Annotated in this window: 24 protein-coding genes; 15 read left to right on the top strand and 9 right to left on the bottom strand. The window is 70.0% G+C overall.

Annotated features, from left to right (window positions below; all coding sequences use genetic code 11):
• From AB4Z48_RS38895 to pobA, 6 genes are all read right to left on the bottom strand, one after another.
• The coding region (locus AB4Z48_RS38895; protein WP_441623961.1) for a DUF6869 domain-containing protein at nucleotides 1-538 on the bottom strand (538 nt) is incomplete at its 3' end.
• 54 nt (nucleotides 539-592) lie between these two features.
• The gene (locus AB4Z48_RS38890; protein ID WP_441623959.1) at nucleotides 593-1,294 is read right to left on the bottom strand and encodes an ABC transporter ATP-binding protein; all 702 of its coding nucleotides are present in this window, start codon (nucleotides 1,292-1,294) and stop codon (nucleotides 593-595) included.
• Nucleotides 1,287-2,039 carry an ABC transporter ATP-binding protein gene (locus AB4Z48_RS38885; RefSeq protein ID WP_441623957.1) on the bottom strand — a complete coding sequence of 251 codons (753 nt, stop codon included), beginning with the start codon at nucleotides 2,037-2,039 and terminating at the stop codon, nucleotides 1,287-1,289. Before AB4Z48_RS38885 ends, AB4Z48_RS38890 begins: the two co-directional genes overlap by 8 nt.
• Entirely contained in the window at nucleotides 2,036-3,070 is a 1,035-nt protein-coding gene (locus tag AB4Z48_RS38880) for a branched-chain amino acid ABC transporter permease (RefSeq protein WP_441623955.1), read from the bottom strand. The genes AB4Z48_RS38885 and AB4Z48_RS38880 overlap by 4 nt, the downstream gene beginning before the upstream one ends.
• Nucleotides 3,067-3,933, bottom strand: coding sequence for a branched-chain amino acid ABC transporter permease (locus tag AB4Z48_RS38875; RefSeq protein WP_441623965.1), 867 nt, complete (start codon nucleotides 3,931-3,933; stop codon nucleotides 3,067-3,069). Before AB4Z48_RS38875 ends, AB4Z48_RS38880 begins: the two co-directional genes overlap by 4 nt.
• Nucleotides 3,934-4,038: 105 nt before the next feature.
• Complete coding sequence (gene pobA, locus AB4Z48_RS38870; protein WP_441623953.1) at nucleotides 4,039-5,229, bottom strand: 4-hydroxybenzoate 3-monooxygenase; 1,191 nt, start codon at nucleotides 5,227-5,229, stop codon at nucleotides 4,039-4,041.
• 229 nt (nucleotides 5,230-5,458) lie between these two features.
• Between pobA and AB4Z48_RS38865 the strand changes: the two genes are divergently transcribed.
• The 8 genes from AB4Z48_RS38865 to AB4Z48_RS38830 all read left to right on the top strand — a co-directional run bounded on the left by AB4Z48_RS38865 (nucleotide 5,459) and on the right by AB4Z48_RS38830 (nucleotide 12,996).
• The gene (locus AB4Z48_RS38865) at nucleotides 5,459-6,382 is read left to right on the top strand and encodes an aldo/keto reductase (RefSeq protein ID WP_441623951.1); all 924 of its coding nucleotides are present in this window, start codon (nucleotides 5,459-5,461) and stop codon (nucleotides 6,380-6,382) included.
• 7 nt (nucleotides 6,383-6,389) lie between these two features.
• A complete protein-coding gene (locus AB4Z48_RS38860) occupies nucleotides 6,390-7,733 on the top strand; it encodes an NTP/NDP exchange transporter (protein WP_441623949.1) in 1,344 nt (447 codons plus the stop codon).
• A 165-nt stretch (nucleotides 7,734-7,898) separates the two neighbouring features.
• On the top strand, nucleotides 7,899-8,183 hold the full coding sequence (locus AB4Z48_RS38855; RefSeq protein WP_441623947.1) for a hypothetical protein: 285 nt from the start codon (nucleotides 7,899-7,901) through the stop codon (nucleotides 8,181-8,183).
• A gap of 147 nt (nucleotides 8,184-8,330) precedes the next feature.
• Nucleotides 8,331-8,726: a mechanosensitive ion channel protein MscS gene (locus tag AB4Z48_RS38850; RefSeq protein ID WP_441623945.1), complete on the top strand. Its 396-nt coding sequence runs from the start codon at nucleotides 8,331-8,333 to the stop codon at nucleotides 8,724-8,726.
• A gap of 411 nt (nucleotides 8,727-9,137) precedes the next feature.
• A complete protein-coding gene (locus AB4Z48_RS38845; protein ID WP_441623944.1) occupies nucleotides 9,138-10,133 on the top strand; it encodes a Bug family tripartite tricarboxylate transporter substrate binding protein in 996 nt (331 codons plus the stop codon).
• Nucleotides 10,134-10,162: 29 nt separating this feature from the next.
• Nucleotides 10,163-11,515 carry an acyclic terpene utilization AtuA family protein gene (locus AB4Z48_RS38840; protein ID WP_441623942.1) on the top strand — a complete coding sequence of 451 codons (1,353 nt, stop codon included), beginning with the start codon at nucleotides 10,163-10,165 and terminating at the stop codon, nucleotides 11,513-11,515.
• A gap of 10 nt (nucleotides 11,516-11,525) precedes the next feature.
• Entirely contained in the window at nucleotides 11,526-11,876 is a 351-nt protein-coding gene (locus AB4Z48_RS38835; RefSeq protein ID WP_441623940.1) for an AtuA-related protein, read from the top strand.
• A gap of 136 nt (nucleotides 11,877-12,012) precedes the next feature.
• Nucleotides 12,013-12,996, top strand: a complete 984-nt coding sequence (locus AB4Z48_RS38830; RefSeq protein ID WP_441623938.1) for a bifunctional helix-turn-helix transcriptional regulator/GNAT family N-acetyltransferase — start codon at nucleotides 12,013-12,015, stop codon at nucleotides 12,994-12,996.
• Between the two features lie 25 nt (nucleotides 12,997-13,021).
• Here the strand turns inward: AB4Z48_RS38830 and AB4Z48_RS38825 are convergent, their stop codons facing one another.
• Nucleotides 13,022-13,831 (bottom strand): IclR family transcriptional regulator, encoded by an 810-nt coding sequence (locus tag AB4Z48_RS38825; protein ID WP_441623936.1) that lies wholly within the window; start codon nucleotides 13,829-13,831, stop codon nucleotides 13,022-13,024.
• A gap of 284 nt (nucleotides 13,832-14,115) precedes the next feature.
• Between AB4Z48_RS38825 and AB4Z48_RS38820 the strand changes: the two genes are divergently transcribed.
• The 7 genes from AB4Z48_RS38820 (at nucleotide 14,116) to AB4Z48_RS38790 (ending at nucleotide 20,533) form a co-directional block, all read left to right on the top strand.
• Complete coding sequence (locus AB4Z48_RS38820) at nucleotides 14,116-15,222, top strand: S-(hydroxymethyl)glutathione dehydrogenase/class III alcohol dehydrogenase (RefSeq protein ID WP_441623934.1); 1,107 nt, start codon at nucleotides 14,116-14,118, stop codon at nucleotides 15,220-15,222.
• Nucleotides 15,223-15,235: 13 nt separating this feature from the next.
• A complete protein-coding gene (gene fghA, locus AB4Z48_RS38815) occupies nucleotides 15,236-16,087 on the top strand; it encodes an S-formylglutathione hydrolase (RefSeq protein ID WP_441623932.1) in 852 nt (283 codons plus the stop codon).
• Nucleotides 16,088-16,125: 38 nt separating this feature from the next.
• Nucleotides 16,126-16,494 (top strand): VOC family protein, encoded by a 369-nt coding sequence (locus tag AB4Z48_RS38810; RefSeq protein ID WP_441623930.1) that lies wholly within the window; start codon nucleotides 16,126-16,128, stop codon nucleotides 16,492-16,494.
• A 143-nt stretch (nucleotides 16,495-16,637) separates the two neighbouring features.
• The gene (locus tag AB4Z48_RS38805) at nucleotides 16,638-17,015 is read left to right on the top strand and encodes a hypothetical protein (protein WP_441623929.1); all 378 of its coding nucleotides are present in this window, start codon (nucleotides 16,638-16,640) and stop codon (nucleotides 17,013-17,015) included.
• 318 nt (nucleotides 17,016-17,333) lie between these two features.
• Entirely contained in the window at nucleotides 17,334-18,557 is a 1,224-nt protein-coding gene (locus AB4Z48_RS38800) for a CaiB/BaiF CoA transferase family protein (protein WP_441623927.1), read from the top strand.
• Between the two features lie 79 nt (nucleotides 18,558-18,636).
• Nucleotides 18,637-19,629, top strand: coding sequence for a Bug family tripartite tricarboxylate transporter substrate binding protein (locus tag AB4Z48_RS38795; RefSeq protein ID WP_441623925.1), 993 nt, complete (start codon nucleotides 18,637-18,639; stop codon nucleotides 19,627-19,629).
• 148 nt (nucleotides 19,630-19,777) lie between these two features.
• Entirely contained in the window at nucleotides 19,778-20,533 is a 756-nt protein-coding gene (locus tag AB4Z48_RS38790) for an IclR family transcriptional regulator (RefSeq protein WP_441623963.1), read from the top strand.
• Between the two features lie 45 nt (nucleotides 20,534-20,578).
• Here the strand turns inward: AB4Z48_RS38790 and AB4Z48_RS38785 are convergent, their stop codons facing one another.
• Both AB4Z48_RS38785 and AB4Z48_RS38780 read right to left on the bottom strand, forming a co-directional pair.
• On the bottom strand, nucleotides 20,579-21,688 hold the full coding sequence (locus AB4Z48_RS38785; protein ID WP_441623923.1) for a Rieske 2Fe-2S domain-containing protein: 1,110 nt from the start codon (nucleotides 21,686-21,688) through the stop codon (nucleotides 20,579-20,581).
• 149 nt (nucleotides 21,689-21,837) lie between these two features.
• Nucleotides 21,838-22,323, bottom strand: a 486-nt coding sequence (locus tag AB4Z48_RS38780; protein WP_441623921.1) for a 4'-phosphopantetheinyl transferase family protein, incomplete at its 5' end; no start/stop codon positions are given.

The raw sequence follows: 22,323 nt of genomic DNA, 5'->3' as shown, positions 1-22,323 counted from the left end.
GCGCAAACGCCGGCGGCACGATGCGGGCGGGCGCCTTGCCCGCGCCGTCCGCCTGCCCGGCCTGCCCCGCCTGCGCGGCGCTGCCCGCGGCGGGCTCGCACGGCTCGGCATTCACGCGCACCTCATAGCAGACCCACATCGCGCGCTGCGGCACCTCGTTGAAATTGCCATCGCTGGCGGCCAGCACGCGCGCCCATACCTCGGGCGTGGAGCTGCGCCACACATTGCACAGCAGGCGGCGAAAGCGCGGGTCGCGCGCGGCCTGCTGCTCGATGCGCCCGATGAATGCCGGACCGTGGTACTCGATCAGGTCTTCGAGCTCGCCGGCTGCCAGCGCGGCGAGCACCCGGGCGCTGTCGGTGCGGCCCAGGACAGCCAGCACCAGTTCCCAGAGCCCCGCCGGGTCGTTGACGCAGAGCCAGTCGCAGGCCTGCCACACCCAGAACGAACGTACCTCGTGCCGGCCAATGGCCGGGTCATACCGGCTGTAACGCTTGATATAGGCGTTGACCAGACGCTTCTGCTCATGGGTTTCCATAGTCCCCCGGAACTACCCGCCTTGAAAGGAATGGGCTTGGCCCGCAGCCATGGCTCAGGCAACGCCCAGCATCCGGTCCAGCTTGCCCTTGTCCGCCAGCAACTCCGCGCTGGTCGATTCATGTACCACCCTGCCCCGGTCGAGCACCATGGCGCGCCGGGTCATGCCTAGCGCCAGGCGCGCATGCTGCTCCACCACGATCACCGCCATGCCGCCGTCTTCGATCAGCCGGCGAATCACCTGCTGCAATTCCTGAACAATGATAGGCGCCAAACCCTCCATCGGCTCATCCAGTAATAGTAGAGACGGGTTAACCATGAGCGCGCGTCCGATTGCAACCATTTGCTGCTCGCCTCCGGACAACTGGTTGCCCAGGTTGGCGCGCCGCTCCCGCAGGCGCGGGAAGACTTCGTAGACGCGCGCTACGTTCCAGTGCCCCGGGCGCGCCACCGCGGTGAGGTGCTCCTCCACGGTCAGCGAGGCGAACATGCAGCGCTCCTGCGGCACCCAGCCCAGGCCGGCCGCGGCGCGCTGGTGGGTGGCCATGCGGGCCAGGTCGCGCCCCTGCCAGTGCAGGCCGCCGCGCCGCTGCCGGGTCAGGCCCATCAGCGTCATCAGCAGCGTGCTCTTGCCCACGCCATTGCGGCCCAGCAAGGCCAGGCTTTCGCCTGCCTGCAACGTGAAGCCGATGTCGTCGATCACCACGGCGTCGCCATAGCCCGCCGCCAGGCCCTCCACCCGTAGCAGCTCAGTCATGCGCGGCCTCCCCGAGGTAGACCTCCTTCACGCGCGGGTCGGCGCCGATCTGCGCCGGCGTGCCTTCGACCAGCACGCGGCCGCCCACCAGCACCGTGATGCGCTCGGCAAAGCGGAATACCAGGTCCATGTCGTGCTCGATGAAGAGGATGGTGATATCGCGCGGCAGGGCGGCAATCACGCCGAACAGCTCCGCGCTCTCGCCGGCCGGGATGCCGGCGGCGGGTTCGTCCAGCAGCAGGATGGCCGGCCGCGTGGCCAGCGCCAGCGCAATCTCCAGCAGGCGCTGCTTGCCGTAAGGCAGGTTGCGCGTCGCGGTATCGGCGTCGGCGTCGAGACGCAGGCTGGCCAGCACGGCCATGGCTTCGTCCGCCAGCGCGCGCTGCGAGGCTACGGTGCGGCCCCAGATGCGCCAGGCGCCGCTGCGCTCGGCCACGGCCAGCACCACCGATTCCAGCACCGTCAGCCCCGGGAACAGGGTGTTGATCTGGAAGGTGCGCGTCATGCCGCGACGCACGCGCGCGTGCTGGGGCAGCCTGGTGATGTCCTCGTCGCCGAGCCAGATGCTGCCGGCGGTGGGCGGCAGCGCCCCGGTGAGCAGGTTGATGAAGGTGGTCTTGCCCGCGCCGTTCGGCCCGATCAGCGCATGGCGGGCGCCAGGCGCGAAGCGCAGGGAGATATCGCTGTTGGCGGCAAAGCCGCCCCAGGACCTGGACAGGCCTTCGGTACGCAGCATCGCGGTCATGGCTGCCCCTTGCGCGCGACGCGCCCGAGGGCGCCGCGCACCACGTCGATGGCCCCCATCAGGCCACCGCGCGCAAACAGCACGATCACCACCAGCAGCAGGCCGATCCAGAACTGCCAGTAGACCGGATCGATGCCGGCCAGCACATCCTGCGCGATCATGAAGGCCGCCGCCCCCAGCAAGGCGCCATACAGCCGCCCGGTGCCGCCCAGCACCAGCATCACCAGCAGTTCCGCCGAGCGCGGAAAGCCCAGCACGTCCATGCCGACGAACTGGGTGGTCTGCGCCAGCAGGCCGCCCGCCACGCCCGCCAGCGCCGCCGCCACGGCAAACACCGCGCCGAGCCGGCGCGGCACGTTCGCCCCCAGTGCCGGCATCCGGCGTGCCCCTTCGCGCAGGCCGCGCAGCGACAGTCCGAACGGCGACTGCACCAGCCTGCGTACCAGCACGAACAGCGCGAAGGCCACCGCCAGGCTGTAGAGATAGGCCGTCTTGCCGAACAGGTCGAACTCGAACAGGCCGAGCAGCGGCGCCATGGTCACGCCCGACAAGCCATCCACGCCGCCCGTGATGAAGGCCGCCTTGTTGGCCGCCTCGAACAGCATCAGCCCGATGCCGAGCGTCACCATCAGCCGCGTGAGGTCGCCACCGCGCACCACCAGGAAACTCGCCAGCCACCCTGCCGCACCGGCCACCGCGGCGGCGGCCAGCAATCCGCTGAGCGGCTCGCCCCAGCCATGCGCGGCCAGCAGGCCGGCGGTATAGGCGCCCAGCCCGAAGAAGGCCGCGTGCCCGAGCGACACAATGCCGGCGTAGCCCAGCAGCAGGTCCAGCGAGAGCGCGAACAGCCCGGTGATCAGCACCTGGCTGCCGAGGATCAGGTAGCCCGGCAGGAGGAAAAACGCCGCCACCGGCAGCAGCCAGAACACGATCTCGCCGGGGTGCCAGCGCCCGTCCGGCAGCCGCGTGCCGCGCGCATTGCCCTTCGTGTCCGCCACGGCGGGGGCGCGGGCCTTGTCCACGGCGCTCATGCCCGCCTCCCGTAGAGGCCGGCCGGGAACAGCACCAGCAGCAGCACCATCAGCGCATAGATGACGAAGGCGCCCACCGCGGGCACGTAGTATTTGCCGGCCACGTCGGCCACGCCCAGCAGCAGCGCCGCCACCAGCGGCCCGCGGATGGTGCCCGCGCCGCCCACCGCCACCACCAGCAGGAAGTACACCATGTACTTGAGCGGGAAGGCGGGATCGAGGCCGAGCACATCGATGCCCAGCCCCCCGCCCAGCCCCGCCAGCGCGGAACCGAGCGCGAAGGTCAGGCTGAACACGCGCTCCACGTTGATGCCGAGCCCGCGCGCCGCCTGTTGGTTGTCGACCGCCGCGCGCACCTGCGCGCCGAAGCGCGTGCGCGCGACCAGCCAGCCCAGCGCGGCGGTGATCGCCACCACCACGCCAATCAGGAACAGCCGGTAGGCGCCAAGGTCCAGCCCGCCGAGGCGCACCTGCCCGCGCAGGAAGCCCGGCAGTTCCACCGGCTGCTGCCCGGGCCCGAACAGGTAGGTGGCGCCGGCGATCGACATGAAGGTCAGCCCGATCGAAAACAGCACCTGGTCGAGATGACTGGCGCGGTAAAGCCGCCGGTACAGGGTGCGCTCCAGCACCCAGCCCACCGCCGCCGCCCCGGCGAAGGCCAGCGGCAGCGTAGCCAGGAATGGCACCCCGGCCCGGCTCATCAGCACCACCGCCACGTAGCCGCCGAACATGGCGAAGGCGCCGTGCGCCAGGTTGACGAAGTTCATCAGCCCCATGGTGACCGACAGCCCCACGCTGATCAGGAACAGCAGGCAGCCATAGGCCACGCCGTCGAACAGTACCCCGGCCAGCGTGCCGGTCATGGCCGGCCCGCCCCGGGCTGCGGTGGCTGCGATGCCGGTGTCGGTGGCGATGCGGGGCAACCGCGCTGTGTCATGAAAACCTCCTGTTGTGCTGATTGGGCCGGCTTATTCGCCCTCGATACGGGCAAACGGCAGGCCGACGTAGTTTTCCGCAAGCGCCGCGGCGGCGGCCGGCGACGCCGCAACGTACTCCAGTTCCGCGCGCTGCAGTCGCGCCATGAACGGGGTGTGATCCGGAAAGCGGTGCAGCAGCGCTGTCATCCACCACGAGAAATGCTCGGCGCGCCAGACCCGCCGCAGGCAGGTCGCGGAGTAGGCGGCGAGCAGATCTCCACGCCCGTCGCGGTAGTGCGCAGCCAGCGCATGCGCCAGCGTGCGTACGTCCGCCACCGCCAGGTTCATGCCCTTGGCGCCGGTCGGCGGCACGATATGCGCTGCGTCGCCGGCCAGGAACAGCCGTCCGTGCTGCATCGGCTCGACCACATGGCTGCGCATCGGCGTCACCCCCTTCTGCAGCACCGCCCCCTCGTTGAGGCGCCAGCCGTCGCCGGTCTCGAGGCGCGCGTGCAGCTCCTGCCAGATGCGCGCGTCCGGCCACTGCGCAAGATCCTCGTCGGGACGGCATTGCAGGTAGAGCCGCGTGATCTCGGGCGAGCGCATCGAGAACAGCGCGAAGCCGCGCTCGTGGCTGGCGTAGATCAGTTCCTGCGCGGCAGGCGCGGCCTGCGCCAGGATGCCGAGCCAGGCAAACGGGTAGCTGCGCTCGAACAGCTGCAGCGCGGCGACCGGGATGGCCTGCCGGGACACCCCGTGGAAGCCGTCGCAGCCAGCGATGTAGTCGCAATGCAGGGTGCGGCCGCGCCCGCCGTGCCGGAACGTGACGAAGGGCGCATTGCCGCCGATGTCGTGCAGCGCCACCTCGCCGGCCTCGAAGTACAAGGGCGCGCCATCCGCCAGGCGCGCGGCGATCAGGTCCTTGACCACCTCGTGCTGGCCGTACACCGTGATGGCGCGGCCGCCCGTCGGCCCGGACAGGTCGATGCGATGGCGCCTGCCGCCGAACAGGAGGTCGATGCCGTCGTGCCGCATGCCCTGGCTCTGCAGCCGCCCGCCCACGCCGGACGCCACCAGCAGGTCCACCGTGTTCTGCTCCAGCACACCGGCGCGGATGCGCGCCTCCACGTGCCGGCGGCTGCGGTCCTCCAGCACCACGGCATCGATGCCGGCGCGGCGCAGCAGATGCCCGAGCAGCAGGCCCGCCGGGCCGGCGCCGATGATCGCTACCTGGGTGCGCATGGTGGTGTCTGGTCTCCCCTGTGGCCGGGTGGCCGCGGGCCGTGGCGAAAGGCGCCCGGCCTCTGTTGCCCGGCATTGTCAGACCCAGGATTTCATTTTGCAATCGGGTGTTGCCGCTGGCGCAAAGGCGGCGGCCAAGGCAAGCACTGCGGGAACGGCGCGCGTCCGGCCGTCAACGGGGGACTGCCTTCTGTGAGAAGATGTCCGCCTGCCTTGCAGGGAGATCGCCATGTCACCCGATCGACGCCGTTTCCTTAGCCATAGCACCTGTCTCGCCGCGGCCCTCGGCCTGTCCGGCGGCGCGTGGACCGCCACCGGGCCAACGGCGCAGGGCCCGTTGCGCCGCCCGATCCCCGGCACGCGCGACACGCTCCCCGTGATCGGCATGGGCACCGCCGACACCTTCAACGTGGGCACCGAAGCCAGCGAGCGCGCGCCGCTGGCCGAGGTGCTGGCGTTGCTGCTGCAGACGCCCGGCGCGGTGATCGACACCGCGCCGAGCTACGGCAGCGCGGAACCCGTCACCGGGGACCTGTTGCAAGGCGCGCACGCGCGCGGCAAGGTGTTCCTCGCCACCAAGATCTCCACCTCGGCCGGCAGCTCGGCGCAGGCGCAGTGGGCACAATCGCTGCGCGACCTGCACAGCGACGGCGTGGACCTGCTGCAGGTACACAACCTGATCGACTGGCGCGACAATCTGCGCTTCCTGCGCCAGCTCAAGGAACAGGGCAAGACGCGCTATATCGGCATCACCCACTACCGCGAGGACACGCACGAAGCGCTGGCGCAGATCGTGCGCGCCGAGCGGCTGGATTTTGTCCAGCTCAACTACTCCCTGGCCGAGCGCAACGCCGAGCGCGCGCTGCTGCCGCTGTGCCAGGAGCGCGGCGTGGCGGTGCTGGTCAACCGCCCGTTCCAGGACGGCCGCCTGTTCCGCACCGTCAAGGACCGCGCGCTGCCGCCGCTGGCCGCCGAGATCGACTGCGCCTCCTGGGGCCAGTTGTTCCTGAAATTCATCGTCAGCCATCCGGCCGTGACCGCGGCCATCCCCGCCACGTCCAAGCCGAAGAACATGCAGGACAACCTTGGCGCCGGCCTTGGCCGCATGCCCGACGCTCGCCAGCGCGCGCAGATCGCCGCGCTGCTGGCGTGAGCGCGCCATGACCGGCACCGCGCGCGCGGCCCGCCACGGGCTAGGCATCCAGCCCGGCGAGGGCAGCGCCGTGGCAGCCGGCTTCCTGTTCTTCTTCTGCCTGTTCGCCAGCTATTTCATGTTGCGCCCGGTGCGCGAAACCATGGGCATCGCCGGCGGCGTGCAGAATCTGCAGTGGCTGTTTACCGCCACCTTCGTGGTGATGCTGGTGGCCATCCCCATCTACGGGCTGTGCAGCGCGCGCTTGCAGCGCCGCCGCTTCGTGCCGTGGGTCTACGCTTTCTTCGTGGCCAACCTGGTGGCATTCGCGCTGGCCACGCGCGCAGTACCTGACAGCATCTGGATGGCGCGGGCGTTCTACGTCTGGCTGTCGGTGTTCAACCTGTTCGTGGTGTCGGTGGCATGGAGCCTGATGGCGGACGTATTCCGTCCCGGCCAGGCACGGCGCCTGTTCGCGCTGCTGGCAGCGGGCGCCAGCGCAGGCGGGCTGGCCGGTCCGCTGCTGGGCGGCTGGCTGGTCCCGCGCATCGGCCTGACCGGGCTGATGCTGCTGTCGGCGGCGCTGCTGGCGACAACGCTGCCGGGCGCGGGCTTCCTGTTCGGCTGGCGCAAGCGCGCCGGCGCGGGCGTGGCCAGGGCGGACGATCCGGTGGTGGCGCAGGATCCGGCCAAGCCCATCGGCGGCGGGCTGTGGGCCGGACTCACGCTGGTGGCACGCTCGCGCTACCTGCTTGGCATCAGCCTGTTCGTGATCCTGCTGGCTACCGCCAGCACCTTCCTCTACTTCGAGCAGGCCAGGCTGGTGGCACAGACCTTTCCCAGCCGCACGCAGCAGACCCAGGTGTTCAGCGCCATCGACGCCATCGTGCAGGCGCTGACCATCCTGGTGCAGGTCTTCTTCTCAGGACGCATTGCGCGGCGCTATGGCGTGACCCTGCTGCTGAGCGCGGTGCCGCTTTCGGTGGCCGCCGGCTTCCTGGTACTGGCGCTGTGGCCGGCCTTCGGCGTGCTGGCCGCGGTAATGGTCCTGCGCCGCGTGGGCGAGTACGCCCTGCTGCGGCCCGGCCGCGAGATGCTGTTTACCGTGGTGGACGCCGAGACCAAGTACAAGGCCAAGAACGTGATCGACACCGCCGTCTACCGTGCCGGCGACGCGATCAGCGCCTGGATCAAGACAGCCATCGATGCCCTCTCCGGCCACCCCGCCGTGGTGGCGCTGACCGGCGCGGCGCTGGCGCTGGCCTGGGCATGGCTGGGCTGGTGGCTGGGACGGCAGCATGAAGGCCATGCCGGGGCGGCACTGCCGGCGGCCGGACAGGAACCGGCACCCGGCGGCACAGGCAGGGCATGACGCGACCGGAGCCGGGGCACGGCGGCACCCGGCACGCCTGCAAGGTTGCCAGCGCGGCAACGCCGATGCACGAATCCGCCTTCGTCCTGCATTGCACCGCCTCCGGCCCGCTGATAATGGTGACGGAATATTACTAACCAAGCACCGAGGATTCGAAGAACCACCATGCAATCACGCCTGCTTACCCTCAAGGCGGCCATGCTCGCCATGGCCCTGACCCTGGGCGGGGTCTCCCATGCCCAGCTGTCGCAACTCCCGCCGCCCCAGCCGCAGCGCGCCCAGGGCGAGCGCGCCACGCAAACCCCGCTGCCGCACCAGCCCGCGCCCCACAAGAAGCACAAGCACAAGCATCACCAGAAGAAAGCACCGCCGCCATCAGCCGGGACGGCCGAAGCGCCGCCGCCTGCGCCACCCCAATCGCCACCGCCGCCGGCTCGTCCGGCCCCCTGAAGGCAAGGCCGGAGAAACGGGCGTGCGCCGTCGCCCCGGCGTTACATCTGCTAACCGCGCCGTAATATTGCAGTGACACCTTGGGCTTAGGATGACCTCATGGCCAGCACGCTTGCGCTGGCCCCCATCAGGATCCAGGAGCCCGTCATGCGCAATCCCACTCGTGCCAACCGTGCAGTTCGTGTCCTCGGTGCGAGCCTGCTCGCCGCCTCGCTGCTCGCGGCCGGGCCAGCCTCGGCGCACGGGCGCGGCGACCGCGGCGATAGCGGCGCCGGCGCGGCAGCGCTGGCCATCGGTGCGCTGGTTGGCCTGGCCGTCGGCGCAGCCGTGATCAGCCAGCCGGTCGCCATGGCCGCGCCGGCGCCGGTCTACTCGCCGCCCCCGGGCTATTGCTACAGCAGCTACCACCGCGCCTACGTGCCGTGCGGTCCGCAGCCGGTACAGGCCGTGCCCTACTACCAGCAGCAGTATCCGCAGCCGTATCAGCAAGGCTACGAGCAAGGCTACCAGCAGCAATATCCGCAACCCTACTCCAGCTACTGAATCCTGGGCGGCCGCCCGGCCGCCCATGGCCGCGCTCCGCCGCGCGGCCGTCCACCGCGCAGGCAGGCGCGGCGCGGCAGCGAAGCCGCAGTGCAACGCCCCCCGACGCTAAGCACGCCCACTTGATCCAACGCACCGGCATCGCCCCTGCGCAACCGGCAGCGCGCACGCGCCGGCGCGCCCGCCCGCGGCGGTGCCGCGAGCCACTCCCCTCGGAGCCGCCGGGAGCCCGCGCAAAAATCCCCGGATTTTCATTCAATGAAAATTCGCAGCCATTGTTTGACGCTGCGAACCGCGCGTGAATAAGATCGTCGGCAAAAGATTTCAATCAACGAAATGCTGCGGCGCACCCGCGCACGCAGTGCCATCAGCGCGTGCCGCCGCTTCGGCGGCGCCTGCCAGGAGACAACGATGAACCGACGCGTCACCCTGCGCCTCGCCGCCATGGCCTGCGCCGCCCTGTGCGCCCAGCTCGTGCTGCCCGCGCAAACAGCGCATGCTGCCGACACCTATCCTGCCAAGCCGCTCCGGCTGGTGGTGCCATTCACGCCCGGCGGCACCACCGATATCCTCGCGCGCCTGGTTGCGCTCAAGCTCGGCGAGGCGCTCGGCCAGACCGTGGTGGTGGATAACCGGCCCGGCGCCGGCGGCAACATCGGCGCGGACGCCGTGGCCAAGGCCGCGCCGGACGGCTACACCCTGCTGATGGGCACGCTCGGCACCCAGGTGACCAACCAGTTCATCTACGCGCGCATGCCATACGACTCGGCCAGGGACTTCGCGCCGGTGACGCTGGTGGCCAACTCGCCCAATGTGCTGCTGACCAACGCCACGCTGCCGGTCAAGTCCGTGGCCGAGCTGGTCGCGCTGGCAAAGCAGCGGCCGGGCGGACTCAACTATGCGTCCACCAGCACCGGCGGCTCGCCGCATCTCTCGGGCGAACTGCTCGACAGCATGGCCGGGGTGAAGATGCAGCACGTGCCTTACAAGGGCGCCGCGCCCGCCATGACCGACCTGCTGGCGGGGCAGGTCAACCTCATGTATGACAACCTGCCGTCGGCGCTGGCGCAGATCCAGGCCGGCAAGGTGCGCGCGCTGGCGGTGACCAGCCCGCAGCGCGCGCCCGTGCTGCCCGACGTGCCCACCGTGGCGGAATCCGGCCTGCCCGGCTATGTGGTGAATTCCTGGTTCGGCCTGCTGGCACCGGCCGGCACGCCGCCTGCGCTGGTGACGCGGCTGCAGCAGGCGGTGGCGCGCATCCTCGCCACGCCGGAGGTCAGGCAGCGTATCGAGCAGCTCGGCGCGGTGCCGGGCGGCGACACGCCGGCCGCCTTCGCCGCCGTGATCCGCGCCGACACCGAGAAATGGTCGCGCGTGATCAGGAGCGCCGGCATCCAGGCCCAGTAGACACCCAACAGCGAACCAAGGATTCCCTCATGGCAGCAAAGACCATCCGCATCGGCTCGGGCTCGGGCTGGTGGGGCGACCGCGTCGAACCCGCGGCGCTCAGCGCGCAGCACGGCAAGCTCGACTTCCTCTGCTTCGAAACCATGGCCGAGGCCACGGTGTCCGCCGCGCAGGTGCGCAAGCGGCGCGACCCCGCCTTCGAAGGCTACGACACCTACCTCGACGAGCGCATGCGCGCGGTGCTGCCGCACTGCATTGCCCAGGGCACGCGCATCGTCAGCAACCAGGGCTGGATCAATCCGCTCGGCGCGGCGCGGCACATCGCCCGGCTGTGCGAGGAACTCGGCCTGCCCGGCGTGAAGATCGCCGCCGTCACCACCACGGACCTGACCGGCGGCATCTGCAGCCAGCCGCTGGAGATCCTGGAAAGCGGCGCGCCCATCGCCACGCTGCGCGACTCGCTGATTTCCGCCGAGCCTTACGAAGGAGCCGAGCCCATCGTGCGCGCGCTGGAAGCCGGCGCGCAGATCGTGGTCACCGGCCGCGTGGCCGATCCCTCCCTGTTCCTCGCGCCGATGATGCACAGCTTCGGCTGGGGCGCGCACGAGATCGAACTGCTGGCGCGCGGCAGCGCCATCGGCCACCTGCTCGAATGCGGCGCGCAGGTGACCGGCGGCTACTTCGGCGATCCCGGCTACAAGGACGTGCCCGAGCCCTGGAACCTTGCCTTCCCCATCGCCGAAGTGGATGCAGCCGGCACCGCCGTGATCTCCAAGGTGGCCGGCACCGGCGGCCGCATCGACCTGCAGACGGTGAAGGAACAGATGTTCTACGAGGTGCACGACCCGCGCCGCTACATCACGCCGGACGTGGTGGTGGATTTCACCACGGCGCAACTGGAACAGGTCGGCCCCGACCAGGTCCGCGTGAGCGGCGTCAGCGGATCGCCCCGCACGCCCACGCTCAAGGTCTCGCTGGGTTGCACCGAGGGCTTCATCGGCGAGGACATGTTCTTCTACGCCGGGCCCGGCTGCCTGGAGAAGGCGCGGCTGGCCAAGACCATCCTGGAGCACCGGTTCCGGCTGGCGGGGCTGGACGCGCAGGCGCTGCGCATCGACTTCCTTGGCGTCAATGCCATCCACGGGGATGCTTCGCCGGCGCCGGCCTGCGAGCCCAACGAGATCGCCGTGCGGGTGGCCGCGCGCACCCGCACCCGCGCCGAAGCGGCCAAGGTGGGCCGCGAGATCGACAGCATGGCGGTGTGCGGGCTGGCTTCCACCGGCAAGCGCGTGCCGCACCAGGAACGCACGCGCGAGATCATCGGCGTGTGGTCCGCGCTGGTGCCGCGCACGCAGGTCAGCTCCGAAATCCACTACTTTTGAGGTCCCCGCGATGAAGGTTTCACTACGGCGCCTGGCGCATACCCGATCCGGCGACAAGGGCGATATCTCCAACACCTCGGTGATTGCCTACGAACCCGCCTTCTATCCCTGCCTCAAGGCACAACTCACCGCGGACGCCTTCAAGGCGCTCTATGGCGGCGTGGTGACCGGCAAGGTCGAGCGCTTCGAGGCCGACGGCTTGCAGGTGCTGAATTTCGTCGCGCACGGCGCACTGGGCGGCGGCGTGTCGCGCAGCCTGGCGCTCGACAATTACGGCAAGGCCCTGGCCAGCGCGGTGCTGCGCTTCGAGGTCGAGGTGCCGGATGATCTGGCGCCGTTGCTGCGGGGGAAGGCCAGCTAGCCCGCCACCTGCCCGGGCCGCGGCTTTGGTGGCGCGCTGCCCGGCGCGCTGTGCGCTGTGCGCGCCGTGGAAAGGGCTTGAAGAAGTTGCGGTTCGCAACTAATATGGTTGCGAACCGCAACTTCCTGCTACCGCCATGGACCTGATCGAACCGCCGCCGCAATCGCGCGACGACACCATCGCCGCGCTTCGCACCTTCTCCCGCAAGCTCGTGCGGGAACTGGGCTTCATGCGATCCACGCTGGCGGACAGCCAGCTGTCGCCCTCGGCCGTGCACGCCATCATCGAGATCGGCCTGGCGCCGGGCATCCAGGCGCGCGACCTGGCCAGCCTGCTGCGGCTCGACAAGTCGAACACCAGCAGGCAACTGGCCAAGCTGGAATCAATGGGCCTGGTGACGCGCACGGCAGCGGACGACGATGCCCGCTCCGCGACCTTGCGCCTGACCGGCGCCGGCGCCCAACTGCGCGCCAGGATCGACCAGTTCGCCACCGAGCAGGTGTCGCGCGCGCTGCGCCGGCTCACGCCCGCCGACCAGCAATCGCTGGTACGCGCCGTGGCGATCTATGCCGATGCGCTCGCCGTCGACAACGCCAGCGCCGCCAATGCGGGCGATGCCAGCCCCGGTGCCGGCATCGTGGAGGGCTACCAGCCGGGATGCATCGGCGATATCGCAAGCCAGCATGCGCGCTTCTACGCGCAACTGGCCGGCTTCGGCAGCTTCTTCGAGCAAAAGGTGGCCACCGAACTTGCCGCCTTCGCGACCGCGCTGCCCTCGCCCGACAAGGGACTGTGGCTCTACCTCGAAGGCGGGCGGACGCAGGCGAGCATTGCCATCGATGGCGACCCTGCCAGCGGGCTGGCCCACCTGCGCTGGTTCATCGCCGATGCGTCGCTGCGCGGAACCGGCATCGGCCGGCAGCTGCTGGAACGTGCGCTGGCATTCGCCGATGCGCGCTACGCGCAGACCTACCTGTGGACCTTCCAGGGGCTGGACGCCGCGCGCCATCTCTATGAATCCGCGGGCTTCGCACTGGCGGACGAGGCGCCGGGCCGGCAATGGGGCGCCACCGTGCTGGAACAACGCTTCGTGCGCGACCGGGCCGGCCTGCGCAACTAAGCGGCACCAGCGCGGCCGCCACGTATCAGTCCACCAGGACCCTGCGCGCCCAGGCGCTGGTGATGCGGCGCGCTTCTTCCTTGAGCAGGCGCGCCATCCTGGCCTCGCGCGCCAGGATGCGCTCGCTCAGCGCAGCCACGCTCAACGCCCCCATGGGCCGGCCTTCGTAGTCCAGCAGCGGCACGGCGATGCCGCCCATCTTGTCCACCACCCAGTCCAGGAACAGCGCGTAGCCGCGGCCACGCGCAGCGTCGATCTGCTCGCTGATCACCTCCGGGGTCAGGCGCGGATAGCGCGCGCGCCGGGTCTTGCCCAGGCGGGCGCGGGCGGCGCGCTCGGCGTCGGGCATCCATGCCAGCACGGCCAGGCTGCCGGCGCCCACGCCGAGCGGGCGGCGGGTGCCGATTTCCACATAGTTGGCGCGGATCGGAAAGGTGCCCAGCTCGATATCGGCCACCACCGATTCGCCCCGGCTGGCCAGGGTCAGCACCGCCGTGTCCCCGAACGCTTCCACCAGCCGCTCCAGGCTCGGCCGCGCGAGCGCGCGCAGGTCCACGCGGCGCTGCGCCACATCGGCCAGCTGGAAGATCTCCGGGCCGATGCCAAAGCGGCGGGCGCTGTCGCGCGTGACAAAGCCTTCGGCCACCAGCAACTCCAGCAGGCGCGATGCGGTGGCGGGATCAAGGCCGGTGGCGCGCGCCACGTCGGACAGGCGACGCACCTGCGGATCGGACAAGGCGCGCAGGATCCACAGGGCACGCTGCACCGGGGAGGCGCGCGAGGCGGGGGCACCGGCCGGAGGCGGTACGGTAGGCAACGTTGGGTCGTCTGGCATGGCTTGCGCATTTAAGCGGCCGCGCCCCGTCCGGTCAATCGGGGTGATTCCGGCTTCTGCCCGGGGGCACCCGCAATTCTGGCCAAACCGGAAGCGCAGAAGGCCAAATCCGCCGCTTCGGGCGTCCGCGGCCAGCCGGATGGTCGTATATTCTTCCCTGACGAAAACATCGCCTGGCGCCCGCCCTTCCCCCGAAGCCCGGCACCGGCTATGGTTGCACGCCCCGACACCGCCCCGACACCGCGCCGGCCCGCCCGACGCCGCCACCACCAAGGAAAACGATCATGAAGACCAAAGCCGCCATCGCCTGGAAAGCCGGCGCCCCCCTGACCGTGGAAGAGGTCGACCTGGACGGCCCGCGCGCCGGCGAGGTGCTGGTGGAGATCAAGGCCACCGGCATCTGCCACACCGATTACTACACCCTGTCCGGCGCCGATCCGGAAGGCATCTTCCCGGCCATCCTCGGCCATGAGGGCGCGGGCATCGTCACCGAAGTGGGCCCGGGCGTGACCTCGCTCAAGCCCGGCGACCACGTGATCCCCCTCTACACGCCGGAATGCCGCCAGTGCAAGTTCTGCCTGTCGCGCAAGACCAACCTGTGCCAGGCGATCCGCTCCACCCAGGGCAAGGGCCTGATGCCGGACGGCACCTCGCGCTTTTCCATCGACGGCAAGCCCATCTTCCACTACATGGGCACCTCCACCTTCGCCAACCACATCGTGGTGCCGGAGATCGCGCTGGCCAAGATCCGCCCCGACGCACCGTTCGACAAGGTCTGCTACATCGGCTGCGGCGTGACCACCGGCGTGGGCGCGGTGCTGTTCACCGCCAAGGTGGAAGCGGGTGCGAACGTGGTGGTGTTCGGCCTCGGCGGCATCGGCCTGAACGTGATCCAGGCCGCCAGGATGGTCGGCGCCGACAAGATCATCGGCGTGGACCTGAACCCGGGCCGCGAGGCGATGGCGCGCAAGTTCGGCATGACCCATTTCATCAACCCGAACGACGTCGAGAACGTGGTGGACCATATCGTCCAGCTCACCGACGGCGGCGCCGACTATTCCTTCGAGTGCATCGGCAACACCAAGGTCATGCGCCAGGCGCTGGAGTGCTGCCACAAGGGCTGGGGCAAGTCGATCATCATCGGCGTGGCCGAAGCCGGCGCGGAAATCTCCACCCGTCCGTTCCAGCTGGTCACCGGCCGCGAATGGAAGGGCTCGGCCTTCGGTGGCGCGCGTGGCCGCACCGACGTGCCGAAGATCGTCGACTGGTACATGGAAGGCAAGCTCAATATCGACGACCTCATCACCCACACCCTGCCGCTGGAGCGCATCAACGAGGGCTTCGACCTGATGAAGCGCGGCGAGTCGATCCGCTCGGTCGTGCTGTACTGAGCCGGGGCGCGCCATGCTCGAACTGCTCTCCGAACACGGCTGCTTCGGCGGCGTCCAGCGCTTCTACCGGCACGCCTCGGGCACCATCGGCCTGCCGATGCGCTTCTCGGTGTTCCTGCCGCCGGCGGCCCTGGCCACGCCGGCGCGGCGCCTGCCCGCGCTGTTCTACCTGGCGGGCCTGACCTGCACCGAGGAAACCTTCATGATCAAGGCCGGCGCCCAGCGTGCCGCCGCCGAGCACGGCCTGATCCTGGTGGCGCCCGATACCAGCCCGCGCGACACCGGCATCGCCGGCGAGGCCGAGTCATGGGATTTCGGCGCCGGCGCCGGTTTCTACGTCGACGCCACGCAGGCGCCCTGGCGCCAGCACTGGCGCATGGAAAGCTACCTCACGCAGGAACTGTTCGGCATCGCCTGCACCGAGCTGCCGGCCGACCCGGAACGGGTCGGCGTGTTCGGCCACTCCATGGGCGGACACGGCGCGCTGGTGCTCGCGCAGCGCCATCCGGAGCGTTTCCGCTCGGTCTCCGCCTTCGCGCCCATCGCCGCGCCGACGCGCTGCCCCTGGGGCGAGAAGGCGTTCAGCCGCTACCTGGGCGAAGACCGTGCGGCCTGGGCCCGCTACGACGCCTCGGCGCTGATGTCGGGCCAGGCGCAGGCGCCGTTCCCGCGCGGCATCCTAGTCGACCAGGGCCTGGCCGACAAATTCCTCGCCGGGCAGCTCCACCCGGAAGCCTTCGAAGCGGCCTGCGCCGCGGCGGGCCAGCCGCTCACGCTGCGCCGGCACGAGGGCTACGACCACGGCTACTACTTCATCTCGACCTTCATCGAAGACCATATCCGGCACCACGCGGCGCAGCTCTGAGCGCTGGCCCGCGCAACCCTCGCGTACCCTGGAGCAACATGGCCAACCTGACCGCCACCGAACTCAAGGCCTTCGTGCCCGCGCGCGACTTTGCCCTGTCCCGGCAGTTCTACCAGGACCTCGGCTTTGCCTCGCCCTGGCATGACGACACGCTGGCCTACCTGCACCACGGCAATTGCAGCTTCCTGCTGCAGAACTTCTATGTGCGGGAGTTCGCCGAGAACCTGATGATGCACCTGCTGGTGGAAGACGTGGAGGCATGGTGGCAGAAGGTGCAGCAACAGGATATCGGCGGGCGCTACGGCGTCAGGCTGGTACCGCCGCAGGACCAGCCGTGGAAGATGCGCGACTTCGTGCTGATCGATCCGTCCGGCGTGCTGTGGCGCATCGGGCAGAACATCGGCTAGGCGCGGGCAGCCGGCGCCGCTTGGTAATACGTTGAAACAAGCCCGCGCCGAATGAAACGCAAAGCCGCGCCCGCCGGCCTTGCCGCCCATGCGGGCGCAGGCTAGCATCGGCCGGATCGCCTGTCCGCCCGGAGAACGCCGCCATGCCCCGCCCCATCCTTCCGTTCAGAATGCTTCCCCTGATGGCCGTGCTGTGCCTGCCGGCCGCCGTGCTGGCGCAAGGCTCGCCTACCGGGGGCGACGAGGCCATGAACGCGATCAACAGCAACTTCGCGCGCATGACGCCGTCGCCGCGCACGGTGGACAGCATCAACCAGGAATTGCGGCAGAACCACGCCACGCCGGCTGGCGGCAGCGGCATGCGCGGCGGCGGCCGCGGGCGCGGCAGGCAGCGGACGCAGGATAGTTCCGCAGACGCGAATGCGCCGGCCAGCCCGGATGGCGGCTTGCATACGAGCCTGCCGGGGACCAGCGGCGCTGCCGGCGCGCCGGCCCCTGCCGTTACCCAAGTTACCCAATAGCAGGCAAGCACCGCCACTGCGCCCCCGCGCCTCTGCGCGTCTCCCCCGGCGTCTTCCTCCGCTTCTTCCCCCCTTCTCCCCCCGCTTCTTCCTGAGCGCCGTCTCGCCTCTCACCGGGAAGCCGGCCGGCTCCCCGGCCGCCCCGGCGCCTCCCCGCGCTCCCCCCCGTTTTCCCTCCCCCTCCTCGTTCTCCGATATCCGGCGTGAATCGCCCGCGCGCAAATGGATATTGGACGTCCATGCCACGCCCTCCCTACACTGGGCTGCAAAACCAGAAGGCACGCAAACGCGGTTGCCTCAACGCAAGGAGACAGATCTATGCGCAAGGCGCTCGGCCACATCAAGGTGCTCGACCTGACGCGTGTGCTGGCGGGCCCGTGGGCCACCCAGAACCTTTCCGACATGGGCGCGGAGGTGATCAAGGTGGAGCGTCCCGGCACCGGCGACGACACCCGCGCGTGGGGACCGCCGTTCCTCAAGGACGCCGACGGCCGCGAGACGGCCGATTCCTCGTATTTCCTCAGCGCCAACCGCGGCAAGAAGTCCATCACCGTCGACCTGGCCGCGCCCGAGGGGCAAGAGATCATCCGCGAGCTGGCACGCGACGCCGACGTGGTGGTGGAGAACTACAAGGTAGGCACGCTGGCGCGCTACGGCCTGGGCTACGAGGACCTGCGCAAGTTGAACCCGCGGCTGGTCTACTGCTCGATCACGGGGTTCGGCCAGTCCGGGCCCTATGCCGCGCTGCCCGGCTATGACTTCGTCTTCCAGGGCATGGGCGGGCTGATGAGCATCACCGGCCTGCCCGACGGCGAGCCCGGCGGCGGCCCGGTCAAGTCCGGCATCGCCATCAGCGACCTGCTGACCGGCATGTACGCGAGCACCGCGATCCTGGCCGCACTGGAGCACCGCAATATCAGCGGCGAGGGCCAGTACATCGACATGGCGCTGCTGGACTGCGTGGTGACGATCAACTCCTACCAGGCGATCAATTATTTCCTTTCGGGCAAGGTGCCGCAGCGCATGGGCAATGCGCATTCGAACATGGTGCCTTACCAGGTGTTCCGCTGCGCCGAGGGCGACGTCATCGTGGCGGTGGGCAACGACACGCAGTACGCGGCGCTGTGCAGGGTGATCGGCCGCCCCGATCTGGCCGACGACGCACGCTTCGCCAGCGCCGGGCAACGCAACCGCAACCGCGACGCGCTGATCCCGCAGATCGCGCAGGCCATGCTGGCGCGGACCATGGCCGACTGGGTCGAGCGCATGGAGGCTGCCAACGTGCCGTGCGGCCCGATCTACAACATGCAGCAGGTCTTCGAAGACCCGCAGGTCAGGCACCGCGCGATGCAAGTCTCGCTGCCGCACGGCGCCGGTGTCGAGGCTCCGGGCCTGGCCAACCCGATCCGCTTCTCGGGCACGCCGATCGCGTACGAACGCGCCGCGCCCACGCTGGGCGAGCATACCGAGGCGGTGCTGGCCGGGCACCTCGGCCTGCCGCCGGAACGCATCGCCGCACTGCGCGGCAAGGGAGTGATCTGACCGGCCTCGCGGGCCGCCGACTGATTTGCCGACATCCGAAAACAACGGCCCGAAGCAGGCCAACACGGAGGAGACAACCATGCGAAACATCACCCCCGCGGCCGTGGCCGCGGCGATTGCCGCCGCCACGGCTGCCGCGCTGCCGGCGGCGGCCCACGCCCAGGCCCAGCCGCTGTCCCGCGCGCAACCGATCCGCTTCGTCGTGCCTTACCCGCCCGGCGGCGCGGCGGACCAGATCACGCGCCTGGTCGCGCACGACGCCGCGGCGGCGCTCGGCACGACCATCGTCATCGACAACAAGGCCGGCGCCGCCGGCATGATCGCCGCGGAGACCGTGGCACGGGCCGAGCCGGACGGGCGCACCTTCTTCGTCGGCTCCAACGCCCCGCTGGTGATCAACAGCGCGCTCTACAGCAAGATGCCCTACGACCCGGACAAAGACTTCATTCCGGTGGCCGGCCTCGGCAAGGCACCGCTGATGCTGTCGGTGCGGCCTGAGCTGGGCGTCAGGTCGGCCCGGGAGCTGGCGGCGCTCGGCAAGAAGGAGCCGGGCAAGCTGACCATGGGCTCGGCCAGCAGCGGCAATATCACCCACCTGGCCGGCGAATACGCGTCGAGCAGGCTGGGCTTCACGGTGACGCACGTGCCCTTCGCCGGCAGCGCGCCGGCCATCATCAGCCTGATCGGCGGCAATATCGACCTGATCTACGACGCGCTGCCGTCGTCGATGCAGCAGGCCCGCGCCGGCAAGATCCGGGCGCTGGCGATCCTGGACAACAACCGCTTTCCCCTGCTGCCGGACGTACCGACGATGAAGGAACTCGGCATCGCCGGCACCGAGGCCAGCGCATGGTTCGGCGTGGTGGCGCCCGCCCGGACGCGCCCGGCGGTGGTCGCGGAGCTGAACAAGGCCGTCAACGACGCGCTGGCGCGCCCGGACCTGGTGGAAAAACTGCGCGCCATCGGCGCCCAGCCCATGCCCGGCAGCCCCGCGGACTTCGGCCGCTTTATCCAGGACGAGCGTGCCCGCTGGATCCCCGTGGCGAAATCGCTCGGCGTGAAGGCGGAGTAAGCGCCGGCAGGTGCCGGCGGGACAACGCGCGGCACTGCCTGCCGATGCTCTATGATGAGCGCTTCTTTTCCGACCCGCCCCGGTACGTGGCCGCCTCGCGGCGCGGCCGGGCAAAGCCATGACCGCCAACGACAACAAGGCGCCGCCGATGAACGTGAAGACGGCGCTGCGCGTGCTCGAGATCATCGAAACGTTCGCGCGCGAGCGGCGCGCGCTCTCGCTCTCGGAACTGGCCCGCTTGCTGGCGGTGCCGGCGTCGAGCTGCCTGGCGCTGATCCGCACCCTCACCTCGCTGGGCTATCTGTACGAAACCGGCCGCCGCCAGGGTTACTACCCGACCGGGCGCCTGCTGGCCATGGCGCAGCAGATCGCGCGCCACGATCCGGTGCTGGATCGCGTGCACGGCACCATGCACGAGCTGCGCGCCGCCACCGGCGAGACCGTGGTGATCGGCAAGCTGCATGAGGGACGGTGGGTGGTGTACCTGGACGTGCTGGAGTCCCCGCACGCCATCCGCTACATCGCCACGGCCGGCGAGCGGCGCGACCTGCATGCCAACTCGATCGGCAAGGCGCTCTTGTCGGTGATGCCGGAGGACGAGCGCCAGGCGCTGATCCGACAGCTCAGCTTCGAGCGGTTCACGCCGCGCACGGTGGCGGACGCCGCCCAGCTCGAGGCCGAGCTGAAAGCCTCCGCCGAGCAGGGTTGCTTTATCAACCTGGGCGAATCCCTGCCCGATGTGGGGGCGCTCGCCTGGCCGGTGAGGCTGTCGGGGGAATGCTACGGAATCTCGATCGCCGGGCCGGTCTACCGCATCGAACCGGCGCTGACGCGCTTCTCGGCCATGCTGCGCACCGCCTGCTCCACGCTGGAGCGCGACGAGCGCAACCGGTTCTCCAAGTAGCGCGCCCCGCAGCCGGGTGGCCAGCCGTCAGGCCGGCCGCCCGCCTCAGCCGTGGCGCGGCGTCAGGTCTCCCCCGTTCTCGCGCAGCAATTCGCGCAGCTCGTTGATGACCGGGAACACCTCGTGGTTCCAGTCCGCTCCCTGCGCATCGTGCGCGGCCTGCTCCATCTCGACGATCTCGCGGTCTTCCTTGAAGATCCGTTCGGTAAACCACACCAGCAGCGGCCACGCCAGGTCCAGCGCGCCGGGGATGCCCGGCTTCTTGATCGACAGCAGGCCGAAGGTGCGGTTGGTGCGCTGCTCGGCATCGAGCGGCACGTAGACGATCCACAGGTCCATCACCAGCGTGCCTTCCGAGGTGCGGATCTGCAGCGTCTGGTACGGATAGCCGGTGCGTACCGTCATCACGTCCTTGTTGTTCTGGCCGCCCTTGCCGCCGCCGAACACCAGCGCCTCGCCCACCGGCTGCTTGCCTTCCTCGCGCGAGAAGGTGTAGTCCACCTCGACCCAGCCGTCGCCGCGCCGGCGGCCCAGCGAGCGGGCGCGCATCTGTCCCATCTGCCGGCGGTGCAGGAACTGGTGGTTCATGTCCATCAGGTTCTCGTGCATGAACGAGTAGTGGCACTTGACCTCGCGGCCGAAGCGGCGGGTCTTGTATGCCTTGTTCGATACCGAGCCCAGCGCGGGCAGCGGGGTTTCGTCGGCCAGCACGGCGCTGCCCGGGAAAACGAAGATCAGGCCTTCGACCTCGCGGCAGGGGTAGGAGCGCACGCCGTTGGGCAGCCGTTCGCGGCCCAGGTAGGGCACGTCGATGCAGCGGCCGGTGCAATCGTAGGTCCAGCCGTGATAGCAGCAGCGAATCGACTCCCCCGCGACCACGCCCTCGTGCAGCGGCACCTGCCGATGCGCGCAGCGGTCCTCCAGCGCGAACACGGCGCCGGATTCGGTGCGTACCAGCACGATCGGCTCGCCCGCGAAGCGCACGCCATGCGCCTTGCCGCGCTTGACTTCGCGCGACCAGGCCAGCGGATACCAGTGATCCGGATGGATGGCGACGCGCCGCAGGTCGCGCAGGGGGGCTTCGGTGGGACTATCGGTGGGACTGTCGTTGGCACTGCTGTTGGCACCGCTGTCAAGCAATGGGACTGCATGCATGGGGGACATTCTCCTCGCGTATTCGGGAATCTCGGTGAGCCGGCTGCATGGGGCGGAGGCGCTCGCAGTACCCAGTCTACCCGAAGGCGCGCGTGCACGATGTAGGCGCGTCTCCGACGCACGGCAAAGCCTTGCCGGCAGCGTGACCGTCAGGCCGCTTGCCCGACCGCCGCGAGATGCCAGTAGCGGATGCCGTCGGGCAAGGCCCCGGCGAGCGTGGCGGGCGGACCGGCGCTGAGCGCCAGCATGGCATCGCCGTGGCGCCAGGTGCAGGCGTTGGCGGCATGGGCGCTTGCGCCGGCGGCCGGCGACACGGCCACGGACTGGCCGAGCATGGTCTGGAACAGGGCGCCGCCCGTACGCTTGAGCCAGGCTTCCTTCAGGGTCCAGAGCCGGAAGAAGGCGTCGAGCCGCGCCGGCTCGTCGCTGGCGGCGAGCAAGGCCGGCATGGCGGCGCGCTCGGCTTCGCTGCTGACCGCCGCGATCAGTGCGTCGAGCCCCTTGCGCGGCTGCACGCGTTCGAGGTCGAGCCCGAGCGGGGCATCGCCGACGGCGCAGGCGACCAGCCCGCCGGCATGGGAAATGGAAAGAAACGCCGCCGCCGGCCCGCTGGCCTGCGGCGGGCCGTCCGGCGC

The organism is Cupriavidus sp. 2TAF22, assembly GCF_052115045.1.
In the GTDB taxonomy this organism is placed as follows: Bacteria; Pseudomonadota; Gammaproteobacteria; order Burkholderiales; family Burkholderiaceae; genus Cupriavidus.
Note: the sequence above shows the minus strand (reverse complement) of the source record. Positions and strands in the feature narration are given on the sequence as shown.

Coding starts and splice junctions, on each gene's coding strand:
- AB4Z48_RS38825 (WP_441623936.1), bottom strand. CDS start 13,831: ATGCCAGACGACCCAACGTTGCCTACCGTACCGCCTCCGGCCGGTGCC.
- AB4Z48_RS38805 (WP_441623929.1), top strand. CDS start 16,638: ATGCCCCGCCCCATCCTTCCGTTCAGAATGCTTCCCCTGATGGCCGTG.
- AB4Z48_RS38785 (WP_441623923.1), bottom strand. CDS start 21,688: ATGCATGCAGTCCCATTGCTTGACAGCGGTGCCAACAGCAGTGCCAAC.
- AB4Z48_RS38850 (WP_441623945.1), top strand. CDS start 8,331: ATGCGCAATCCCACTCGTGCCAACCGTGCAGTTCGTGTCCTCGGTGCG.
- AB4Z48_RS38790 (WP_441623963.1), top strand. CDS start 19,778: ATGAACGTGAAGACGGCGCTGCGCGTGCTCGAGATCATCGAAACGTTC.
- AB4Z48_RS38860 (WP_441623949.1), top strand. CDS start 6,390: ATGACCGGCACCGCGCGCGCGGCCCGCCACGGGCTAGGCATCCAGCCC.
- AB4Z48_RS38845 (WP_441623944.1), top strand. CDS start 9,138: ATGAACCGACGCGTCACCCTGCGCCTCGCCGCCATGGCCTGCGCCGCC.
- AB4Z48_RS38855 (WP_441623947.1), top strand. CDS start 7,899: ATGCAATCACGCCTGCTTACCCTCAAGGCGGCCATGCTCGCCATGGCC.
- AB4Z48_RS38795 (WP_441623925.1), top strand. CDS start 18,637: ATGCGAAACATCACCCCCGCGGCCGTGGCCGCGGCGATTGCCGCCGCC.
- AB4Z48_RS38880 (WP_441623955.1), bottom strand. CDS start 3,070: ATGAGCGCCGTGGACAAGGCCCGCGCCCCCGCCGTGGCGGACACGAAG.
- AB4Z48_RS38810 (WP_441623930.1), top strand. CDS start 16,126: ATGGCCAACCTGACCGCCACCGAACTCAAGGCCTTCGTGCCCGCGCGC.
- fghA (WP_441623932.1), top strand. CDS start 15,236: ATGCTCGAACTGCTCTCCGAACACGGCTGCTTCGGCGGCGTCCAGCGC.
- AB4Z48_RS38830 (WP_441623938.1), top strand. CDS start 12,013: ATGGACCTGATCGAACCGCCGCCGCAATCGCGCGACGACACCATCGCC.
- pobA (WP_441623953.1), bottom strand. CDS start 5,229: ATGCGCACCCAGGTAGCGATCATCGGCGCCGGCCCGGCGGGCCTGCTG.
- AB4Z48_RS38885 (WP_441623957.1), bottom strand. CDS start 2,039: ATGACCGCGATGCTGCGTACCGAAGGCCTGTCCAGGTCCTGGGGCGGC.
- AB4Z48_RS38840 (WP_441623942.1), top strand. CDS start 10,163: ATGGCAGCAAAGACCATCCGCATCGGCTCGGGCTCGGGCTGGTGGGGC.
- AB4Z48_RS38875 (WP_441623965.1), bottom strand. CDS start 3,933: ATGACCGGCACGCTGGCCGGGGTACTGTTCGACGGCGTGGCCTATGGC.
- AB4Z48_RS38890 (WP_441623959.1), bottom strand. CDS start 1,294: ATGACTGAGCTGCTACGGGTGGAGGGCCTGGCGGCGGGCTATGGCGAC.
- AB4Z48_RS38835 (WP_441623940.1), top strand. CDS start 11,526: ATGAAGGTTTCACTACGGCGCCTGGCGCATACCCGATCCGGCGACAAG.
- AB4Z48_RS38820 (WP_441623934.1), top strand. CDS start 14,116: ATGAAGACCAAAGCCGCCATCGCCTGGAAAGCCGGCGCCCCCCTGACC.
- AB4Z48_RS38865 (WP_441623951.1), top strand. CDS start 5,459: ATGTCACCCGATCGACGCCGTTTCCTTAGCCATAGCACCTGTCTCGCC.
- AB4Z48_RS38800 (WP_441623927.1), top strand. CDS start 17,334: ATGCGCAAGGCGCTCGGCCACATCAAGGTGCTCGACCTGACGCGTGTG.